Genomic DNA, 19,675 nt, shown 5'->3' with positions numbered 1-19,675 from the left:
ATAGACAAATTAAAGGCTAAACTATTTACAATAGTTTAGCCTTCCGCGTCATTCGAATATATAAAATGTCATGCTCTTTTACCGCACGATTTCTAACAATAACCACTGCAACTACGTGACCAGAAATGCAAATTGAAAAGGTAAATTAATTCGCATCTGAAGTTTCCAAAGTAGACACTATAAAATACCTCATTCCCTAGACTTTTCATTAACCAGTCACGCCCTTACAATTAAGCTTGAATAATTTTGCATTTATCATGGACGCTAATAGTTAGTAAGTCCATATGAGATAATGTATTAATGTCAGATACAAGTCCCTCAAAATTATCCTGAACGTCAATGCGTTCGAGCAAACTACTACTTGCTAATATACCTTCAAAGTTTAGTTCATCAATCTGACTCAATGTTACGAACTGGGAATTTAGGCTTGGCAAATTACTGTACTTAAGATTCGGCCAATTGTCACTTGAAACTGTATTATCGACGAATCCAGAATCCATAGCATATGGCTGGGCCACCCTGACATTCTTATCATATTTTGAGAGCTTAGAAATCACATAACAATGAGAGCCCAGAGTAAGTAAAGAATCTGAGATTCCTTTAAAAAAACTTGGATGTAACTGATTTCCACTCTTTAAAAGGCAAACATAGTATTTGCCTATTTCATAAGGAAATTCTAGGTGAGAAGGAAAGAAACCAATAAAATTGGAGTATTTGGCCTTGGCTTCAGAGCTTGGAGATGCCATGACAACTCCAATACTTCCTGAAAAATTACAGAAATTTGCTGATGCAACAATTGCCGCTAATGTGATATCAAGCTTTTCAGGATCCTCGCATTCGGTAATCAAGAACAGAATGCTTTCGGAAGCAGTGCTCGCATCCGGAGAGCTCTTATCAGGACCTGAAATTGAACTCTTATATTCGATTAATGAATCCGAATAATTTTCCAGCTTCGTTATCTGGTTTTCAGCCAAATCCATATAGTAGTTTGAAAGCAAGGCAGGTACGTAAAGTGGCCTATTTTCGTTTGTATACCTCACAATCAACTCCCAATCAACCAAGCGCCTCATTCTTTCGTTGAAGCCACCTAAAGACTGATACTTTGATCGTCGATGCATAAAGGCATTTAAATCTATAAAGTTTCTATTCTTAACTAGCGCCTGATTAAAGGGCCCTGCACGTAGAAACGACTCTTCCACCAAGCTTTCGCCACTGGTCAGATTGCAAGTTTGATGAATTAGCTGGCCCGCATAAGCACATTCTCTACTTTGATTTTTTTCCAGCTCAAATGCCATAATAGAAAGATAATTTTTATCCCAAGTATTGTCAGAATCTAAGTAAGCTATAAAGTCTCCCTTAGCTTTCTCGAGGCCTACGTTTCTTGCTGAAGAAACGCCCATATTTTCTGGTAGCGTATAAATAGAAATACGGTGATCATTCGTTGATGATTTAATCACGTCTACAGAGCGGTCGTTACTCCCATCATCAACAATGATCAGTTCCCATTCTTGATAAACTTGATCTAGTATGGAGCTAACTGCATCCAGAACTACATTTTCTCGATTAAAAACTGGCATTATGATGCTAACAAGCGGTTTCTCACTTAACCGGTCAAAGTATCTATTAGCATCATAAGAAAGCCCTTGCTTTAAACTTTCAAAGTACTTCTTTACTGCCTGGTAGTTTTTGTCTTGAACATAAACCGAACGATGGACATAGAGCCATTTGTTAACATCCTGAAAAACATTAATTTTTTCAGGTGTTTTAGGTTCTCGCAGTGAAAATGAAACATCACGCTCACATAAATAAATCGTTTTACCATCAGGGTCGATAGCTTCAATTTTTATGTTATGGGTATTACCATCAAGTACAAACATCGGTAATTTGACTTGTAATGAGTGACACCCGTCGAACTTAAAGGCTTTTTCTAAATCTTCACGATAGTTATCCGCGGAATACACCCCTAAAAATCTTCCATCAGAAAACAGCTTAAATTTTATTTTATCAAATAGGTTTGTTTCATCTATAAGCCATCCACAAAGAGATCCACCTGAAATACCATCAATACGCCCTTTATAAGAAGCGCTAAAACTATCAAACTGAATAGTAGACGGGGAATTTATTGCGTCGACTTCTCTCCATCGAATACTTACAACTGCCTTTTTCCCATTAATGTAAGTTTTTGGAATCTTAAAGGTATATCCGTGATGGCCATCATCGCTAACTCCCGCTTTTACAAGATCCTCTCTAAACTCATCACAAGTTACATTACCAACATAAAATTCATCAACAAACACATCAAGATTTAATTTTAATTCGGGGTTTAACGAATTTACAGCCCAACCATGTACAATTCCATCATTTGTTACTGAATCGAGACGTATTTTTAAATGATCAGTTTGTACGTCATCTTCAGACTCGAGGGTTTTTCCTGAAATACCTGCTTTTCCATCTAAAACAGCTCGATCCATCAAATTATTCAGCTTGTCACTAGCTTCAGGGAAGCTTTTCTTTATTCTCTCTTTCCATGGATTAATGAATCTCTCTAATAGATTTTTCTCCAGCATTTCAAAGTCTCCCACCCCAAACTTACCATAGAAATTAAAAGTATTCCGAATATAATAGTAAAGATAGTATTCCTTTGGAGGCTTACCTTTAGGCTCAGAATTCTTATGATGCCTTATCAATACTGAAGGACAAATAACTATCTTTTTATCTTTACGCCTTGCCTCCAAGCACCAATCTGTTTCCTCGTAATATAGGAAGTAATCCTCAGGTATGTACCCGATATCATCGATCAACGAGCCATTAAAAAGTAGGCATGCTCCTGCTGCATACTCAACCTCATACGGCTCACTTGGCAATGAACTAAAATGATCGCCGGAATAATGATGATCGACATTAACACCTTCATCAAATGAAACTACTCCACCAGCGCTCCAAATTTGACTAGTATCATCCCTTAAAATAGCTGGAGACACGATATCTGACTCGATATTTTTCTTATGATTTATCAGGGAACTGATAGAGTTTGGGAGATACTCAATATCCGGGTTTGAAATCAGTACATACTCTGATTTTAAGGTATCAATTGCGTACCGAACCCCGACATTATTACCTCTAGCGTAACCAGTATTAGTATTCAATCTAATCACATGGCAATCGCTAAAATAGTGTGCCAATAGGTTTTCGTTGATATTTGTTGATTTATTATCAACAATGATAATTTGATATTCAAAGTCAATGGATTGACTCCGTATACTTTGAACTACCTTCAGGACGTCTTTTTCACAGTTGTAATTTAATATTATAACTGTAAGTGTTGGACTGCTGATGGTATCTGTTGGCTGATGAATTAGTCTTGCCCCGTCGCCCAAATGTTTGAAGGGAGCGCTAGAGGACTGGTATGCAAATTTTATAGAATTTGCTCCATTGCTCCAAGAAATATTCTCCGCATATTCTTTTGCTCGCTGCTTCATCACCGCTCTATCTAAAAGCGAGACCTCCAGTGATTTTTGCATTGCAGAAATCAACCCAGAAATACTACCTTTTTCATAAATAAAACCATTTTCACCATCTTTAATAATTTCTGGCAATACACCATCGGCGGGCGCAATTACAGGAATAGAAAAAGAAAAGGCATTTAATACCGATCCTGATGTCAAAATATTTCGATAGGGGAAAACAGCGAAATCTGCCGCATTAAAATACAGTTCCAATGACTCATCTTCAACCATCCCTTCATATATCTCAATCCCATCAACCTTTCCGTAGAGTTCGCTAATTTCTCCAGGCTTAATTGGGTGGACAGGCTTCCCTGCTATGATAAGTTTTGAATTTTTATCTACTTTCCTAATCTCTGAAAATGAAACGACTAAATCTGTAATTCCTTTATACGGGCGCACCTGTCCAAGAAATAGAAATACAGTTTCAGAGTCTTTAATTCCAAGCTTTTTTCGGGCAGCCGCCCTAGAAATTGTATTCGGATAAACACCTATATAATTTCCATGTTCAGAAATAGATATTTTTTTTCTGTTCATAAAATAATCCGCAGATAGAACATCTTTGGCCAATTCATTATGAACGAAAACCTGGTGTGCTAAGCCCGTTAACTCTTCATTAAGCTCTTTTTCAATTTCAATAAAATTACTATCATGAGATAATTTATTATGAACAGTCCAAAAAAACTTACCGCCTTTAAGTATGTATCGCCTGACCTTTCCTATAAATGCGTTCTTTAAAAATTTTGCCTCATAAATAGTTTTTGCACCGGCCAACACTCCAGAGGTCCAGTGAAGATGAAAAACATCACTATTCACTAGTGAAGTATCTAATTCATTGTACGCAATATACTGAATATTATATTCCCCTTCGAGCTCTGCATACATTTCTTCCAAATATGGATTCGTAGCCCTGTAATCCGGACATATAATAAGGTTTTTCATTGATTCAACTATACTTTTCAAATGCTTACAATTATAAATTATGCTCGTCCGTATCTATCTTGAAAACGAACAATATCATCTTCTCCCAGGTAGGAACCTGTTTGAACTTCAATCATCTCTAACTGAATTTTCCCTGGGTTCTCCAATGCATGTATTTCACCAATAGGAATGTAAGTCGACTCATTCTCAGAAACCAAGCGAGTCTTTTCGCCTATAGTAACTTTAGCGGTACCCGATACGACTATCCAATGTTCGGCACGATGGTGATGCATCTGAACAGATAGCTTTGCGCCTGGCTTAACTGTAATTCTCTTTACCTGATCTCGCGCACCAAAATCTATCGAATCATAATATCCCCAAGGGCGATACACCTCCCTTCCATGTTTGAATTCACTCCGCCCTTCATCTTTAAGTTTATTGACGACCTGCTTCACTTCTTGAATCTTATTTTTATCGGCTACAAGAAGCGCATCCTTAGTTTCAATAACTACGATATTTTGCAAGCCTATTGCCGCGACCAACTTTCCATCAGAATTAATATAGCAATTTTCCACATCCTGAAGTAGGACATCACCTCGAGTGACATTGCCATTCAAGTCCTTTTCAGATATTTCCCACAAGCTACTCCAACATCCGACATCACTCCATTGTGCATCGAGGGGAATCACCATAGCTTCGGTCGTTTTTTCCATAACAGCATAATCGATTGAAACATCAGGCGAAGTTTTAAACTTCTCAGCATGAGGGCGTAGGAAATTCAAATCTGATTCAGCTCCATCCATTGCTGCCTTGCAGCTCTCAAATATGCCAGGGCAATGAACCTTAAGTTCTTCTAGATACGCACTCGCTTTAAACATAAACATGCCGCTATTCCAGAAATACTCACCACTTTCTAGGTAACGTTTTGCTGTATCTACATCTGGCTTTTCTACAAATTCAGCCACCGGAGATGCTTTGTGAATAGTTTCAGCTCGAATATAGCCATATCCGGTATGCGGGTTCCGTGGTACAACTCCGAAAGTCACTAGCTTGCCTAGTTCAGCATGTGACTTAGCTTCCTCTACGGCTGCATGAAAAGCGACTTTATCCTGAATTACATGGTCAGCAGCTAAAACCAAGAGAATCTCCTCTGGGTCTGCCACCATAGCTGCCAGAGCTATTGCTGGAGCGGTATTTCGGCCCAAAGGTTCTAAAATTATTGTTGCTCCTTCGGATCCAGCTTGCCGCAATTCTTCTGCGGCAATAAACCTATGCTCTTCATTACACACAACCATAGGTGCTAGAGACGATATCCCCTCTATCCTATTGATTGTTTCAATCAACATGGAATCGCTACCCATCAATTTTAGGAATTGCTTCGGCATTAGTTCGCGGGAAGCAGGCCACAAACGACTTCCTGAACCACCCGCCATAATTACTGGTTTAATTTTCATGATTCGCTACCCCCTCTCCATATTGAGCTGTAATACTATTCATATAACTTCCATCCATAATAGAGGTCCACCAATCGTTATTTTCCAGATACCACCGCAAGGTTTTTCTAATACCTTTTTGAAAGCTTTCATGCGGGCGATAACCGATTTCATCATTTGATTTCTTAGGATCTATCGCATAACGGCGATCATGACCAGGCCGGTCTTTCACAAAGGTAATTAACTCGTGAGATACTCCTGCGATGGCAGCTTTTGCATGCGGATATCTATTTTCAAGTAATGAATTTTCACTAAATTCATCATTCATTAATGCACATATCAATCTAACGATATCAATGTTGGTCCACTCATTAATTCCACCTAAGTTATAACACTCACCCAGCCGCCCCTTATTAATAACCAAGTCGATACCTCTTGCGTGATCTTCAACGTAGAGCCAATCCCGAATCTGCTGCCCATTTCCATAAATAGGCAAAGGCTTATTATGTAGAATGTTTGTTATTACAAGCGGTATTAATTTTTCAGGGAAATGATATGGCCCATAGTTATTTGAGCAATTACTTGTTGTCACCTGTAATCCATAAGTATGGTGATAAGCACGCACTAGGTGATCAGAAGCTGCTTTACTTGCAGAATAGGGGCTATTTGGTGCGTATGGCGTATTCTCATTAAAAGCAGGGTCTTCTGCTTCAAGAGTTCCATATACTTCATCCGTGGATACGTGATGAAAACGATGAGTTTCTCTATTGATCCCCTCATCAAGCCATACTGTTTTAGCTGCCTTTAATAAGCTATAAGTTCCAACAATATTCGTCTGAATAAATGCATCTGGTCCGCTAATTGATCGATCCACATGACTTTCAGCCGCAAAGTGTACTAAGGTATCAATTCGGTGTTCACGGAGTAGAGTTTCTACCAGCGCTGTATCGCATATGTCGCCTTGGTAAAACTTATAATTAGGGTGATCCTTAACTAGATCTAAATTTGCAAGGTTTCCTGCGTATGTGAGTGCATCTAAGACTATCACTGTATCCTGTGGGTAATTTTTTATCCAGTAATGGACAAAATTAGCACCAATAAATCCAGCGCCACCGGTAACCAGTAATTTTTTCATATCAAGATCGCTATCAGTCACAATTTTTAAAAAAGCCCCAATACCTAATAGGGAATTGGACAATTAATGTTGTTGTTTCTTTTCAGAAAGAGCCAATCTTAGTGACTCACGCCAATGCCTAGGTTTAATATCTAACTCGGTAATCAATCGAGTTTTATCTAATACACTATAAGATGGTCTCTTCGCAGGAGTAGGATATTCATGTGTAGCTATTGCTTTAAGGTCTAATTGTTTATCCTGCGAAAGTACACCTAAAGCCTTACCTTCTTCATAAATGGCTACCGCAAAGTCATACCAACTGGCTACCCCGAGGTCGGTACAATGGTATATACCACTCACACTAGGCTTTTGAGCAAGTATGATTAAGATCTCCGCTAAGGTTCCTGTCCAGGTTGGTGTGCCAACCTGATCTGCAACAACACTAAGTTGATTTCTATCCGCCATCAACCGAAGCATAGTATTCATAAAATTATTCCCGTGGGATGCGTAAACCCACGCGGTACGTACAATTATCGCTTCCGGAAGGATTCTTAAAACAGCAGTTTCTGCTTCAGCTTTACTAGAGCCATATACCCCGACAGGATTAACTTTATCGGATGTTAGGTATGGAGCTGACTTCTCACCATCAAACACGAAATCTGTTGAGACGTGAATGAGGCGAATATTTAGACTGTTACATACCTCTGCTAGATTTTCGCTACCCTGCTTATTGATTGCAAAAGCGACATTTTCTTCCTGCTCTGCCTTATCAACAGCGGTATAGGCAGCAGTATTTATGATTACATCGGGCTTAACTTCTCCGATCACGGCCTGGACAACTTGTTTATTGGAGATATCCAGCTCTTCGCGTCCCATCGCGACCATCTCAATATCGACAGGACATAGCTTTTGAAGCTCACGTCCAAGTTGACCGTTTTTACCCGTTATTAAGATTTTAAAAGTTGCCATTTTATACAGACCAAGAATAGTTTGACGACGCATCTATCGCGCCGCCAAGTTTTAGCAAAATAGGAAGGTTAATCTTTAAAGAGAAGCTAATCTCGGAGTTAGTGAAACCAGCGTATACTCTCTATGCGAAATAAACCGCATCCACAAAAGAAATACCGCAGCGATCTTTTTCCGAAAGCTGAGGCTGTATACCTTCAATAAGTGGCCAGTCAATATTCAGATCTGGATCATTCCACAGGAGTGACTGCTCATATTCCGGAGCATAGTAGTCTGTGCATTTGTATACAAATTCAGCACTTTCACTTGTTACATAGAAACCATGTGCGAACCCTTCAGGAACCCACAACTGGCGCTTGTTCTCAGCTGACAGATACACACCAACCCATTGTCCAAAAGTTGGCGAACTTCTTCGTAAATCTACTGCGACATCATAAACTTCGCCACGAACAACCCTGACTAACTTACCTTGGGTCCGTTCTGTCTGATAATGCAATCCTCGTAAAATTCCTCGAGAAGACTTACTGTGATTATCTTGGACAAACGCACGATGTGCACACTTACTATTAAAAACATCATCACGAAATGACTCATAGAAGAAGCCACGTTCATCACCAAACACTTTTGGTTCTACAATTTTCACGTCAGGAATTTTTGTTTCAATGATATTCATACTAATTGAGAATTTAGCCGAGGCGCGGGCAAGCAATCTAGCTGCTGCAGCTCAAAAGAAGAGAGTAGAGACTGAGCCGCTCATCCCTGAACGACTTCTAAGTAATAGTTTTAGAAAAAGCCCAATTTTAGCCCGTTTGAACTATTATAATCCAGAAACATAGCGACGTATGTTGAGGGGTGAGGTTTCACCATTCTCAACTAAAATTTGCATCAAATATTTTCCATAGCCACTTTTCATTAAGGGCTGAACTTGCGCTTCTAGATCTTCTGCACTGATAAATCCTTTACGATATGCTACTTCTTCGGGGCAGGCTATTTTTTGGCCTTGTCGACGCTCGATTGTTTGAACAAAGTGGGCGGCATCCAACAAATTATCATGCGTACCAGTATCCAACCAGGCGCTACCACGTCCAAGGCGCTCTACATCTAACTGGTTCTGGGCAAGATATACTTTATTGATATCTGTGATTTCCAGCTCGCCACGTGCACTCGGCTGTACTTCTCGGGCAATGTCGCACACTTGCTTATCATAAAAATAAAGGCCAGTGACAGCGTGATTAGATTTAGGCTTCTCAGGTTTTTCCTCTAAGCTCACAGCTCGACCGCCGGCATCGAACTCAACAACTCCATATGCTCTGGGGTCTGCTACTCGATAACCAAATACTGTAGCTCCCGTCTCTCTCGCATCAGCTTGCTGCAAAATTTGACTGAAGTTATGTGCATAAAAGATATTATCACCTAGTACAAGTGCACTATTGTGGTTACCTACATGCTCACGCCCAATCAAAAATGCTTGGGCTAAGCCATCGGGAGATGGTTGCACTGCATAAGAAATATTAATTCCCCATTGCGCCCCATCCTCGAGCAAACGCTGGTATAAAGATTGCTCTTCTGGTGTCGTAATGATAAGGATGTCTCTGATACCCGCCAACATTAAAGTCGTCAAAGGATAATATATCATTGGCTTATCATAGACAGCCATCAACTGCTTGCTTACCCCTTTTGTCAAAGGATACAAACGTGTTCCTGACCCTCCGGCCAGTATTATTCCCTTGCGTTCAGAAGCCCCTTTAACAACCATTGCCCCTTACCCCCAATTTTCCATTCTACTATTGACTTTATTTAAAGTGCCTCAGATAAAATCCTGGGCAGTAAGACTTCCTTGAAAGTGGATCCAACCACTGAGCCTCAAAAGTTCCTTGAAGCCCTTTGAGGCGTGGATAATTACATAGATCTCCAGAAAACGATATCGCAAACGCCTTACAGCTCATCACAGCCACAAGGCTGTGCTTGAGAACATATGGCAAAACTACTTTTCATGATTAACCCTGCAAGATGAAAGCCAATATGAACACGAGTAATGCTCCAAATGTACCAATTAGAAAGAAAGTACCGCAGCTGTGCCTACTGCAATGCGATATAGTATCTCTGTGATGTCTTTTGTTACTTGTAACTCGCTAGATTGAATCTTTGGCATTACCATGATTTCATCGCCCGGTCTCAGGCGATCTCCTAAACGATTATCGAAATCACGATCGTCAATGCGATTAATAGTTCCATCCAGGTGTAAAATCACTAACTCTTGCTGATTTGCGTTATTAGCAAAACCACCAGCTAGCTCTATATAATCCTCCAAAGTGCGCTTTTTGTTGTAAACCAATGAGGTAGGAAAAATAACTTCTCCCACTATTGATACAGTCGAGGATTTCAATGGAATGACTAACTCATCACCATCTTCCATTAGCATTTGGGCTGCATTTGGATTATTAGCAATAACTACTTGGCCTTTAGGCTCTGCCTTTCGTGCTTGCTCAATAAAGTTTTGAATCATCAGCGCATTGTCTTTCTGGGCAGCTTTTTCTAGGTCGGTATTAGGCTGACGAGTAAGAACCTCCATCTGTAACGCATCAAGCGAGCGATCTAATGCCACGCGCTGCCTATCAGCTACACTCTTTCGGTATAGCTGGATAGATTTCCTATCTGCATTATTCCGGAAGCTAAGCTGCTCTAACAGCTCCTCCAGTTTTGCACCGTAAGGTAAAACATAGGTTGCGGGTCCATTTAATTCACCAGAAACACGAATTGAAATGGATTTCACATCGTTATCTCTAACCAACTCTACCTCGGCACCTGGGTACAAACGTTGTGTGAGAGCCTCTTCAAGGGGTAGATAATTAGCTTGTTGAAGGCCATCGATAGCCTGTGTGATTCGGGCAAAATTCGCCTGGGGATCAGGCTTACTGATGAGAAGCATTTCGCCAAGCTGGGTATAAGGCCCAATAAACTCCATCTGGGCAGCCCTCTGTACAGCGCCCTCGACAGTTACAATCCCCCTTCTGGCTCCAACCACAACAACATCTCCGTTGCGCAACTGAAGGGCCGGCATAGTGCCTTCGACTAAAAATTTATAGAGATTGATTGACTCTATTGGCTCCCCTTGGCGCAATACTTTAATATCAACAAAGCTACCGCTTTTTGCATCAATCCCTCCCGCACTGTCTAGATAGTACAAAATCGAGTCGGAACTGAATCCATTGTACAACCCAGGGCTAGTTACATACCCAGTAACAAATACTTTTACTGGCTGGCTGGCCTCAAGATTAGCGTAAGCCTGGACATTATTTTTAAATACCCGCTTGACATGGCGCAGAACGAAAGCATTTAACTCTCCGTTTTTCACTCCAGCCACATGAACAGGGCCAACCTCAGGAATAAAAATATTTCCCTGGGGGTCAACAGCAAGCGAAGCACTGAAGCTGTAAGCCCCCCATAATTGTAAATTAATTTGATCTCCAATTGTAATTCGATAGTCTGGATTGAAACCGCTAAAAGGCTGATCTTTAAATCCGCCTTGAAACAATGCCTGCCCAAAAACTGGCACTTTATTTTGCTGCGACTCTGAAGAAGAAGACTCGTCGATTAATTGGGTTTCCAGTGCCACTGCTTGCAAGCAAACCAACGAAGCAAGCAGAGCAAATCCAGATCCGATTTTCTTAATCTTTCCTGTAATCATTTGTGCTAATCTTTTTCGAATAAATTTATTGATGGTCTGAGGGAGCCCCCAATACTCTCACCACTTTACATCCTGTGTTCACGGATAGTAACAACCAGCATTTTTCCTATCCCGTATAGCATAAGCAAAATTATTGCGATGCTTGCCAAATTGTAAAGTTTATGCGGATACTCAGCTTCCTCAGCTAACGATGGCTGCGTCACAACCAATAAATGCTTTAATTTACCTGAAGCCTCCATCCGTGCTGTCTCTAAAGCCTTAAGAGAAGCAGCATATGCATCAGTAGCAAACTGCAAATCGAGCTCTAAATTTTGGAAATGAGCACTAAGAGAATTTAGTTTTTGCTCTCCTTCCTCCTCCCCGATCCCTACCAAACGGACCTTCTCCAGCTCTATCTGACTTTCTAGGGCAGCTATATCCGCTTGCATTGACACAATTTGTGAAGAGTCAGCATTTAGGTATGTCTTTGCCGCAGTAAGCTGGGCTCGCTGTTCTGCCAAACGTGATTCTAAACCTTGAATGATAGTACTGATTCCCTTGGTCAGCTCCTCTGGGCTTACCACCCTATGGCTGTTCTGAAAATCAAGGATTTGTTGCTTGGTGGTTCGTAATTTCCCCTGAGCCAGGTCAACTTCACTCTTCACAAAAGCAACTTGTTTATCGGCCAATTGATTACTAATTGCATTGACAAAATCTTCAGACTTTTGAATAACAGTTTCACTTAATAATTTTGCAAAGGCCGGATCAAATGCTTGCATTTCAATAGTAATAATTCCCGTCGCCTCATCATGGCCAATACCTATATGATCTCGATAATATTCTAAGTATTCTTCTTGAGTTGCATCGGGGGGCAACCGCGAAAAGAAATCGTAGCGTGTACTTTTATAATATTCTGAGAGTTTTAACTGTTTATCTAAGTACAAAGCCATATCTAGCGAGTGGATATAATTCACCACCAAAAAAGCATCTTGGGTGTCAGCGCCCATACCAGGAATCAACAAACCTAATGCTGGAGAGGTTGCCTGGGAGGAAGTGCTATCTTTCACTATCAACTGCGCACTACTAACATAGCGTTCAGAAACCCAGAATAGATAGTACACCATAAGGAAAAATAGAGGCAGAATAACAAAAAATGCCCAGCCCTTTAGTTTCGGAATATGCCTGGAAGCGTCACTCACCACCCCAATTAGAGCTTTTTTGCTTGATGGATTCTTCGCTTGTTGTTCAACTAGCTGGTCTTTAACGTCCATAATTAACTCTTATACATTTCAGTGGCGGTCTTTTTTGCTTGAGCGTTTGGTTTCTCACCCTGATACAACTCAATAGCTTGATCAACAGTATCAAAAACTCTTAACCCCGTCGGATCCAGGTATATCCCTACATCACAATTCTTCCGAAGAAGTGCCATAGCGTGCGCCACAATGATGAAAGATGAGCTCTTTCTTTTCTCTGCTATAACCTCTTCGCACTTCCTTTTGAAGTGAGCGTCACCAACGGACATTACCTCGTCAACCAAATAAATATCGAAATCGACAGCAATACTTAAACCAAAGCCAAGACGTGAGCGCATTCCTGATGAGTAACTACTTACAGGAACATCGAAATAATTACCTATTTCAGCAAAGTCCTGCACCATATCCATCACTTTGCGCTGCGCACCTCCCCAAATACCATGTATGCCACAAACAAAAGCGACATTCTCACGGCCAGTCATACTTCCCTGGAAACCACCTGCCAGCCCCATTGGCCAGGAGATTCTCTGGTTAGTTATCACTCTGCCAGAGTCGGGATAATCAATCCCCCCCATTATGCGCAGTAAAGTTGACTTTCCCGCTCCATTCCGACCGAGAATGCCAATGTTTTTACCCTCTGGAAAAGACGCATTTACATTATTAAAAAGTACTTTTCGCCCATGAGGCGTACGGTACGATTTAGTTAGGCGCTCTAATCTAATCACCGACTTTTTACCAAATCACGCCAATTTGCTCGATAACAAAGCAAACCAAAAAACAACATCGAAACAGAGACAAACCCTAAATAAGCCAGACTTCCAAAGTATCCATTAAAGTTACTAAATAATGCTTCACGATTTAATTCAATGACATGTAACAAGGGGTTCCATACCAAGTAAACATGATATTCTTTTGGAATCTGTTCAAGAGAGAAGAAAACCCCAGACATAAAATACAGAGGTCGAATAAGCATAGGAATCACTTTAGCCAATTCTGGAAACCGCTCACCCAAAACACATAGCGCCAAACTAAGTCCTAAACAAAAAAAGAAAAATAGAGTGTTAATTGTTGTGAGAAGTATAAAATTATTAAAAGGTGTGGACACTCCAAGCCATGCAAATACCACCATCAGCACTACGAGAGTTGCCAGATAAATAACAAATTCCAAAAAAACACGACTTAGAACCGCATCGAACGGCCTCAGTTGCCGATAGTTAAATAAACCCCGGTTTGAAGAAATTGCTGCTAATCCCTTTTGCACACAATGACTAAAGAATAGGAAAGGTGCGATTCCTCCAAGCATGAATAGTGGGGTTGGTACCCCAGGATAAAATTCATCTTTCAGGAAGCTAAAAACAGCCACAAGGACAATAATATGGAGTGATGGCTCCAGTAGCATCCAAGCATACCCAAGTCGCCATTTGCCAAAGCGAGTTTTCATCTCGCGCACTAATAGCGCATAAATCACATCTCGCTGAATTTTCCAGACTGAGCGTCGAGTTGAAAACTCCATAAAAATCTACTTTGTTGTAAAGTGTGAACCAGTCGACCACAGAACTAAAGGTGGGTTTGGGATAATCGACTAGGTAATTCCTTAGGAGGCTCTAAAGTACAACCTCAAGCTCATATATTTTTCGAAAACCAAGCCGACCTGAATTAACAAGAAACAAGGCTAATGTCAATACCTCACCTCACAAAAATAAGCGCGCTATGCTACCGTAGCCCCCATCTAAATCAATCACGCGCCATTACGCCGGCCCTCTAGCCTGATCCGCTCAGCCTTCTCTCGACACTAACTTTCAAAACCTCCATATCAAGGCAGGGAGGCATCAATTGATAAAGACCTGCGTACAGCCCCTAACCTCCAGTAAGCTTTGGTTACCTAGACTGCCCCATATACTAGCACCCAAAATCTGCCAGGCGGCTCACCTAATGTAGACACACCGCACTAGTGACGAAAAAATCCACTCATTGAGCGGATTTTGGTCGCCGAACCTAATGGCGTATGTAAATGAGGCATAGAGCTTTTCTTGCAACTCGGTGAAGATGAAGCTACTGAAAAAGATCCACAAGCCACTGAATTCTAAACAATAATTCAATCCCTGAGCAAGTTCTAGCCTCTAAGCTCTTATGCTGCAGTGGAAACTATAATCTACAGACTTGGAAACCTGTTCAGCGCTACAACAACCCCAGCTAACACTTTCGACGGTCGCTCGTACCTTTTACTGGAAGCTCGCTGAGCAAAATATACTCGGATAAGCCCTTCTAGCTGTTTATATGGACAGTCACCAGTCACCAGTCGCCAGTCGCCAGTCGCCAGTCGCCATCAGTAGGCCTGTGGTACTTCAAATGGCATAAAAAGCTGGAAGTAGATCTGCTAAACTCAACTTCAAAGAAGTAAGATCACTAGGAATTTGCAACTCTTCAGATATAGATCAAGCTTCAGAAGGGGCGCGGAAATAGCAATCTTTCTCCTACCGTAACTTTTAAACGCTCTTCAAACCAACCAAACAACTTGCCCTATCTTTTTGCTCTGCTTAGAAAACTCAAAGGACCCCTTAAGTAGGAGATCACATTGCCCCGCGGCAATAATTATCGTGACAGTAAAATAATAGCCAAACTCTCGCCTTCCTTGAAAAATCCAAGAAGGCTTCAAGCTTAGAGTAGAGCTAAAGGAAACCCACTTATTTGCCACCTGGTTTAGAATTGAATTTCATATCCGCTGGACTCACATATTCTGTGGAATTTAGACACTCAAACATGTAACTTATGAAACAACTTCAACTATCAATAAGCAACCAATTATAAATAGCAGTGTTTGAATAACCCTTCCAATTAGGTCTCAAGTAAAAACTCTAACGCTTGTGAAGACTTAGAGGGTATGATTTTGGTTATTTCATAACTAGCCAGCCCTTCACGACAAAATGGATCTTGTAGTAGTAATTCATCGAGTATTGAGCGGCTCTCCACAGAGGCCAAGATAACCCCACCCGTGCGAGGCTCCTTGCGACCAGAGAGCTGAAAATATCCAAGCTCATATTGCTTGTTAAGAAATTCAATGTGCTCAGGAATCAGCTTATCCACCTCTTCAAGTGGTTTTGTATAAGTCAAAGATACTATAAACAAAATAATTACCAACATTTATATTCAAAATTAGATTATTGAAATAAGAGATGGCTACTTACCATCCAAAGACTGATAAGACAAATTGCCGCCCTTCCCCTAAAGGCAGCAGTTTATCTCAATCAGATACCTATGGGGCAGTTGTAATTAATGACATAAAACTGAAAATCAGTACCTTTTAGGATGGAGGGACTACAAAATCCCATAATTGGGCGGGATCCAATTGGAAGCACAACAATATACAGACTAAGATTAACTTTCTATTATCCGCATATTACTAGATACTCAATCTTTACGGCAGTAGATGTCTGAATCGCAATAAAAGGTAAATTTTTTATTGGCTCGGTAGCAGAGAAGCCCACCTCAAATATTCGCTTTTTGTAAAGGCATAATCTTAACATCCATAATATTCCCATATTCAAACCTATTGCAACTAGCACTATGAACATCTAGTAACCCATCAATACTCCTTCTGGATGCCACACGCTTAAAAAAGAGACCACGCAATATTGAATGGCAATATTGAATGGCAATATTTAATCTACTTGTTCAACAGCCTTTAAGGGGGTGGCTCTAGGTATCATCACCAAAAGCTCTAACTTCTAATAAGCTATAGCGCAATCAACTAGCGATCAACACTGTCGTTGCTTCCTCCCCTCCAATCTTCCTAAAAAGCAAAGCACCCTGTGGACCTTCAAATACCCTTTAGTGATACAGGGAGTTTACCTTACTATAGTTCCGATTAACCGATGATATATAAACCCTCCAACTTGGTGCCAAACTTTTTAGAGTTACATTAAGAGAGAGCTCACAACTGCTCTATCTGTGGGCTCAATGCATCAATAGTGATCCATTTCAAGATACGAGCGTTTTAGATTCCTTGAAATTAACTTCTACCTGCTGATCAGCCCATCACTTAAATTAGAGCGGTTGTCCAGTCGCCCAAAAGAATCTCTTGCTTGATCACTTAAAGATGACCCTCACTGCGTTCACCCGACTACGCATTTAATGGCTTTTGCCAACCAATCCATATCGGGTCTATCAGTATAGGCATCATCGTCCCAATGGTATCTTGGAGAAATTTGTTATATCCGACTACTTAGCTACTGTAGTCAATATTTCAATGCTCTTTTTAGTTACAGTAATAACCTGGTTGTTACTAAAAGGATATACATTTATCTCACCTGAGAAACTGGAGATAATATGCTCAGCCGCATCTTCAAAAGGCTCATTCCCATAATGAGGTAGAGGGTAGAAGTCCACAATGTTTAACCCCTCGTGAGACTCCAACTCTTTTGCAGCATCAGGATTATCCATCTCCTGGATATATGCAATATTCGGCGACAGGATCACAGTGCCTGCTGACTCACCGATATAAGGTTTACCAAGTCTAATTTGCTCCAGCAGGATTTTGTCGGCCCCACTTCGCCTAAGCTCCTGAAGTAAGAAATAGGTGTTACCGCCGGTTATATAGACATATTCGTTATTTTTAAGCTTAAGTTTTATTTCAGCAGTATTTGCAGTAGAAACATCTAATTCATCTACGATAAGGCCTAATTCCTCCAATGCTTTCTTAGCATCTTCCACATAAAAAGTTATTTCTTCGGGAAGGCTTGCAGTCGGGATAAATGTAACTCGCTTTCCCCCAAGGCTGCTGTCGTAATCCCTAATTACACTAGCAACCTCAGCAAAATATGAAGTCAAGAATAGCTTGGCCATATAGTTTAATCCGTTAAAGTAATAACCTAATTAATTGCTTCGTATGGACATCATCTACCCACTATTAAAATAGGTCAAGTTACACTATCGAATATGACTGAAAAGGCCAATACTCAATAAAGCGTGACCTCACAAAGATACCAGGCAGAGCTAGCTTTGTACATCACGCCGTGCGGAATATGGAATGGCAAGAGGAAAATGATCCCCGATTACCCAGTAAGGCCAGCTGGCGTAATCGCTGTAATGCACTAAAACGATTTGGCGAGGACTTCGAAGTGACCTCCATACATAAAGCCAAATTAACTGACCTGCGCAAATGGAGGGAATCCCTCACCTATCACCAACAGCACGCACGCCGTGCCGAGTTTAATAAATTCTCTAATTGCCTAATGGCTGAAGGCTTGAGCAAACTGGAAAGCAACCCCTTTACTACATCCGACGATCGACCGTGCCTACTGGAAAAGGGAAAGCTCAGTAAAAAACACCAACGTTTAACTCTGGAATCTTACTGGACCATCTATGAAAAGGCCGAGGAATTAGGCTATGAAGCGCTACAGGTTGCCATGGGTATCAGCAGGATAACAACTATGCGACGCGCTGACATTTGCGAGCTGAACAAGGATTGAAATATTCCTGCTCTCGCTCGGATATTTCAAAACCACTCATTTTACAATGTCTCACTGGTCGAATGTTTTCACCGACTAAAGCCTTTTTATTATATACAATCTCAGCTTCAAGCCGCTTTATGGTAGTACTGAACCTCTTAAACATATCAAGAGTTTTTTATTGATCTCCCTTTCCACAATAAATCAACTCCTTGATATTTTTAATTATCCCTTATTAACTTGATACATTTCTCTGTACACACTAATTAGAGCAGGAAAGAAAAGCCTTACATACATCAGGGTTTTTTATTATGATCGTGAAGGTATAACTTAACTATATGCTCAGGATCAACTAAATACGCACGATCTCCATTCACAATAGTTGTAATTCTCCCTATTCTAGTCGCAGGCTCATTCAAAAAGAGATAAAGCTCTTCCAACTTCGTAGTTTTTAACTCAACAGAATTTCTTCTAGTTAGAAAATACTGTGAAAAAAACAAGTATAACTACAAGTGCAGTTATAACAGCGGGCAACAGCCTTGAACTAAGCAATTCTTCCATTTGTGCTTCTAAGCTCCTACACCATAAACATCTTAATGATATTATCTTTATAGTTAGCTATACCGCTAGTCATGTAAAAGCCCATTTAATAACGGCTGCTGCACTCGCTGTAACTATTGCAGGTCCCACCATTTGCCATCGATACTTTTGATTGACTTGCCTGTCGTGCAATCCGATTACCATATCAATTAGCTCATTAACAATTCCAGGCTCAAGTAAGGGGTGACTATCGTGCCCATTAGCTAACCTTTCAGACGGAAGAGCATATCTTGAAACGAGAGCCACAAGTATTTTTTATCGGTCTGTTGGCGAACACGAAATAACTCGGGATGAGAGACTGCCAAGTCCCCCCACCTTTCCGCTGACTCAGGCTTTCTTTGAAGATCCTCTCCCAAAGCATCCTCGGTTCTACTCGCATATTCATTATATGCAAGGGCTTGTATTAAAGATAAAACCTCACCCAGTCGAGCAACCTTCAAATAATCCTACTTTTTACTGCCCACCTAATCATCCTTGAATAATCAACCAAACAATCAATTCACGAGTAAATCAGCTACGGGAACTATTCTGGCTTCTATATAACCTCAAGAATCCCCTACAAGTGAAAGGGATAACTCTAAAACGCAAGGCAGAAGTAAGCACCTTGCTCCTTAGTAGTGACACAGCTTCAAGTCCATACACATAGAGAACTTAACTCATGCAGGAAAGCAAGCTATTGAAAGAAGACATTTAAATCGAGAAAGCTGAGACGAAAAAAAGGGCCCGAAAAGGCCCTTTTTATCACCCGTAAGTTTGTGTACGGGTTTATGT

At 40.7% G+C, this 19,675-nt stretch carries 13 protein-coding genes; 1 reads left to right on the top strand and 12 read right to left on the bottom strand.

Annotated elements, in window-relative coordinates; all coding sequences use genetic code 11:
* Positions 1-230 precede the first annotated feature (230 nt).
* From ACJJI4_RS01510 to ACJJI4_RS01455, 12 genes are all read right to left on the bottom strand, one after another.
* Entirely contained in the window at positions 231-4,445 is a 4,215-nt protein-coding gene (locus tag ACJJI4_RS01510; RefSeq protein ID WP_444926818.1) for a glycosyltransferase, read from the bottom strand.
* A gap of 38 nt (positions 4,446-4,483) precedes the next feature.
* On the bottom strand, positions 4,484-5,878 hold the full coding sequence (locus tag ACJJI4_RS01505; RefSeq protein WP_444926817.1) for a mannose-1-phosphate guanylyltransferase/mannose-6-phosphate isomerase: 1,395 nt from the start codon (positions 5,876-5,878) through the stop codon (positions 4,484-4,486).
* A complete protein-coding gene (rfbB, locus tag ACJJI4_RS01500; RefSeq protein WP_444928207.1) occupies positions 5,868-6,992 on the bottom strand; it encodes a dTDP-glucose 4,6-dehydratase in 1,125 nt (374 codons plus the stop codon). Before rfbB ends, ACJJI4_RS01505 begins: the two co-directional genes overlap by 11 nt.
* A 63-nt stretch (positions 6,993-7,055) precedes the next feature.
* Positions 7,056-7,973 (bottom strand): dTDP-4-dehydrorhamnose reductase, encoded by a 918-nt coding sequence (gene rfbD, locus ACJJI4_RS01495; RefSeq protein ID WP_444926816.1) that lies wholly within the window; start codon positions 7,971-7,973, stop codon positions 7,056-7,058.
* Between the two features lie 88 nt (positions 7,974-8,061).
* Complete coding sequence (rfbC, locus tag ACJJI4_RS01490) at positions 8,062-8,610, bottom strand: dTDP-4-dehydrorhamnose 3,5-epimerase (protein WP_444928206.1); 549 nt, start codon at positions 8,608-8,610, stop codon at positions 8,062-8,064.
* Positions 8,611-8,754: 144 nt separating this feature from the next.
* The gene (rfbA, locus tag ACJJI4_RS01485; RefSeq protein WP_444926815.1) at positions 8,755-9,693 is read right to left on the bottom strand and encodes a glucose-1-phosphate thymidylyltransferase RfbA; all 939 of its coding nucleotides are present in this window, start codon (positions 9,691-9,693) and stop codon (positions 8,755-8,757) included.
* 297 nt (positions 9,694-9,990) lie between these two features.
* A complete protein-coding gene (locus ACJJI4_RS01480; RefSeq protein WP_444926814.1) occupies positions 9,991-11,625 on the bottom strand; it encodes a polysaccharide biosynthesis/export family protein in 1,635 nt (544 codons plus the stop codon).
* A gap of 65 nt (positions 11,626-11,690) precedes the next feature.
* A complete protein-coding gene (locus ACJJI4_RS01475; protein WP_444926813.1) occupies positions 11,691-12,875 on the bottom strand; it encodes a KpsE/RkpR family capsule polysaccharide export protein in 1,185 nt (394 codons plus the stop codon).
* 2 nt (positions 12,876-12,877) lie between these two features.
* Positions 12,878-13,582 (bottom strand): ABC transporter ATP-binding protein, encoded by a 705-nt coding sequence (locus tag ACJJI4_RS01470; protein WP_444926812.1) that lies wholly within the window; start codon positions 13,580-13,582, stop codon positions 12,878-12,880.
* On the bottom strand, positions 13,579-14,370 hold the full coding sequence (locus ACJJI4_RS01465) for an ABC transporter permease (protein ID WP_444926811.1): 792 nt from the start codon (positions 14,368-14,370) through the stop codon (positions 13,579-13,581). Before ACJJI4_RS01465 ends, ACJJI4_RS01470 begins: the two co-directional genes overlap by 4 nt.
* 1,322 nt (positions 14,371-15,692) lie before the next feature.
* Positions 15,693-15,998: a YciI family protein gene (locus tag ACJJI4_RS01460; RefSeq protein WP_444926810.1), complete on the bottom strand. Its 306-nt coding sequence runs from the start codon at positions 15,996-15,998 to the stop codon at positions 15,693-15,695.
* Between the two features lie 1,077 nt (positions 15,999-17,075).
* Complete coding sequence (locus tag ACJJI4_RS01455; RefSeq protein WP_444926809.1) at positions 17,076-17,699, bottom strand: Type 1 glutamine amidotransferase-like domain-containing protein; 624 nt, start codon at positions 17,697-17,699, stop codon at positions 17,076-17,078.
* Between the two features lie 179 nt (positions 17,700-17,878).
* Between ACJJI4_RS01455 and ACJJI4_RS01450 the strand changes: the two genes are divergently transcribed.
* The gene (locus tag ACJJI4_RS01450; protein WP_444926808.1) at positions 17,879-18,325 is read left to right on the top strand and encodes a hypothetical protein; all 447 of its coding nucleotides are present in this window, start codon (positions 17,879-17,881) and stop codon (positions 18,323-18,325) included.
* The last annotated feature ends 1,350 nt before the right edge of the window (positions 18,326-19,675 follow it).

This window comes from Microbulbifer maximicatervae (SeqCode), assembly GCF_052467305.1.
Note: the sequence above shows the minus strand (reverse complement) of the source record. Positions and strands in the feature narration are given on the sequence as shown.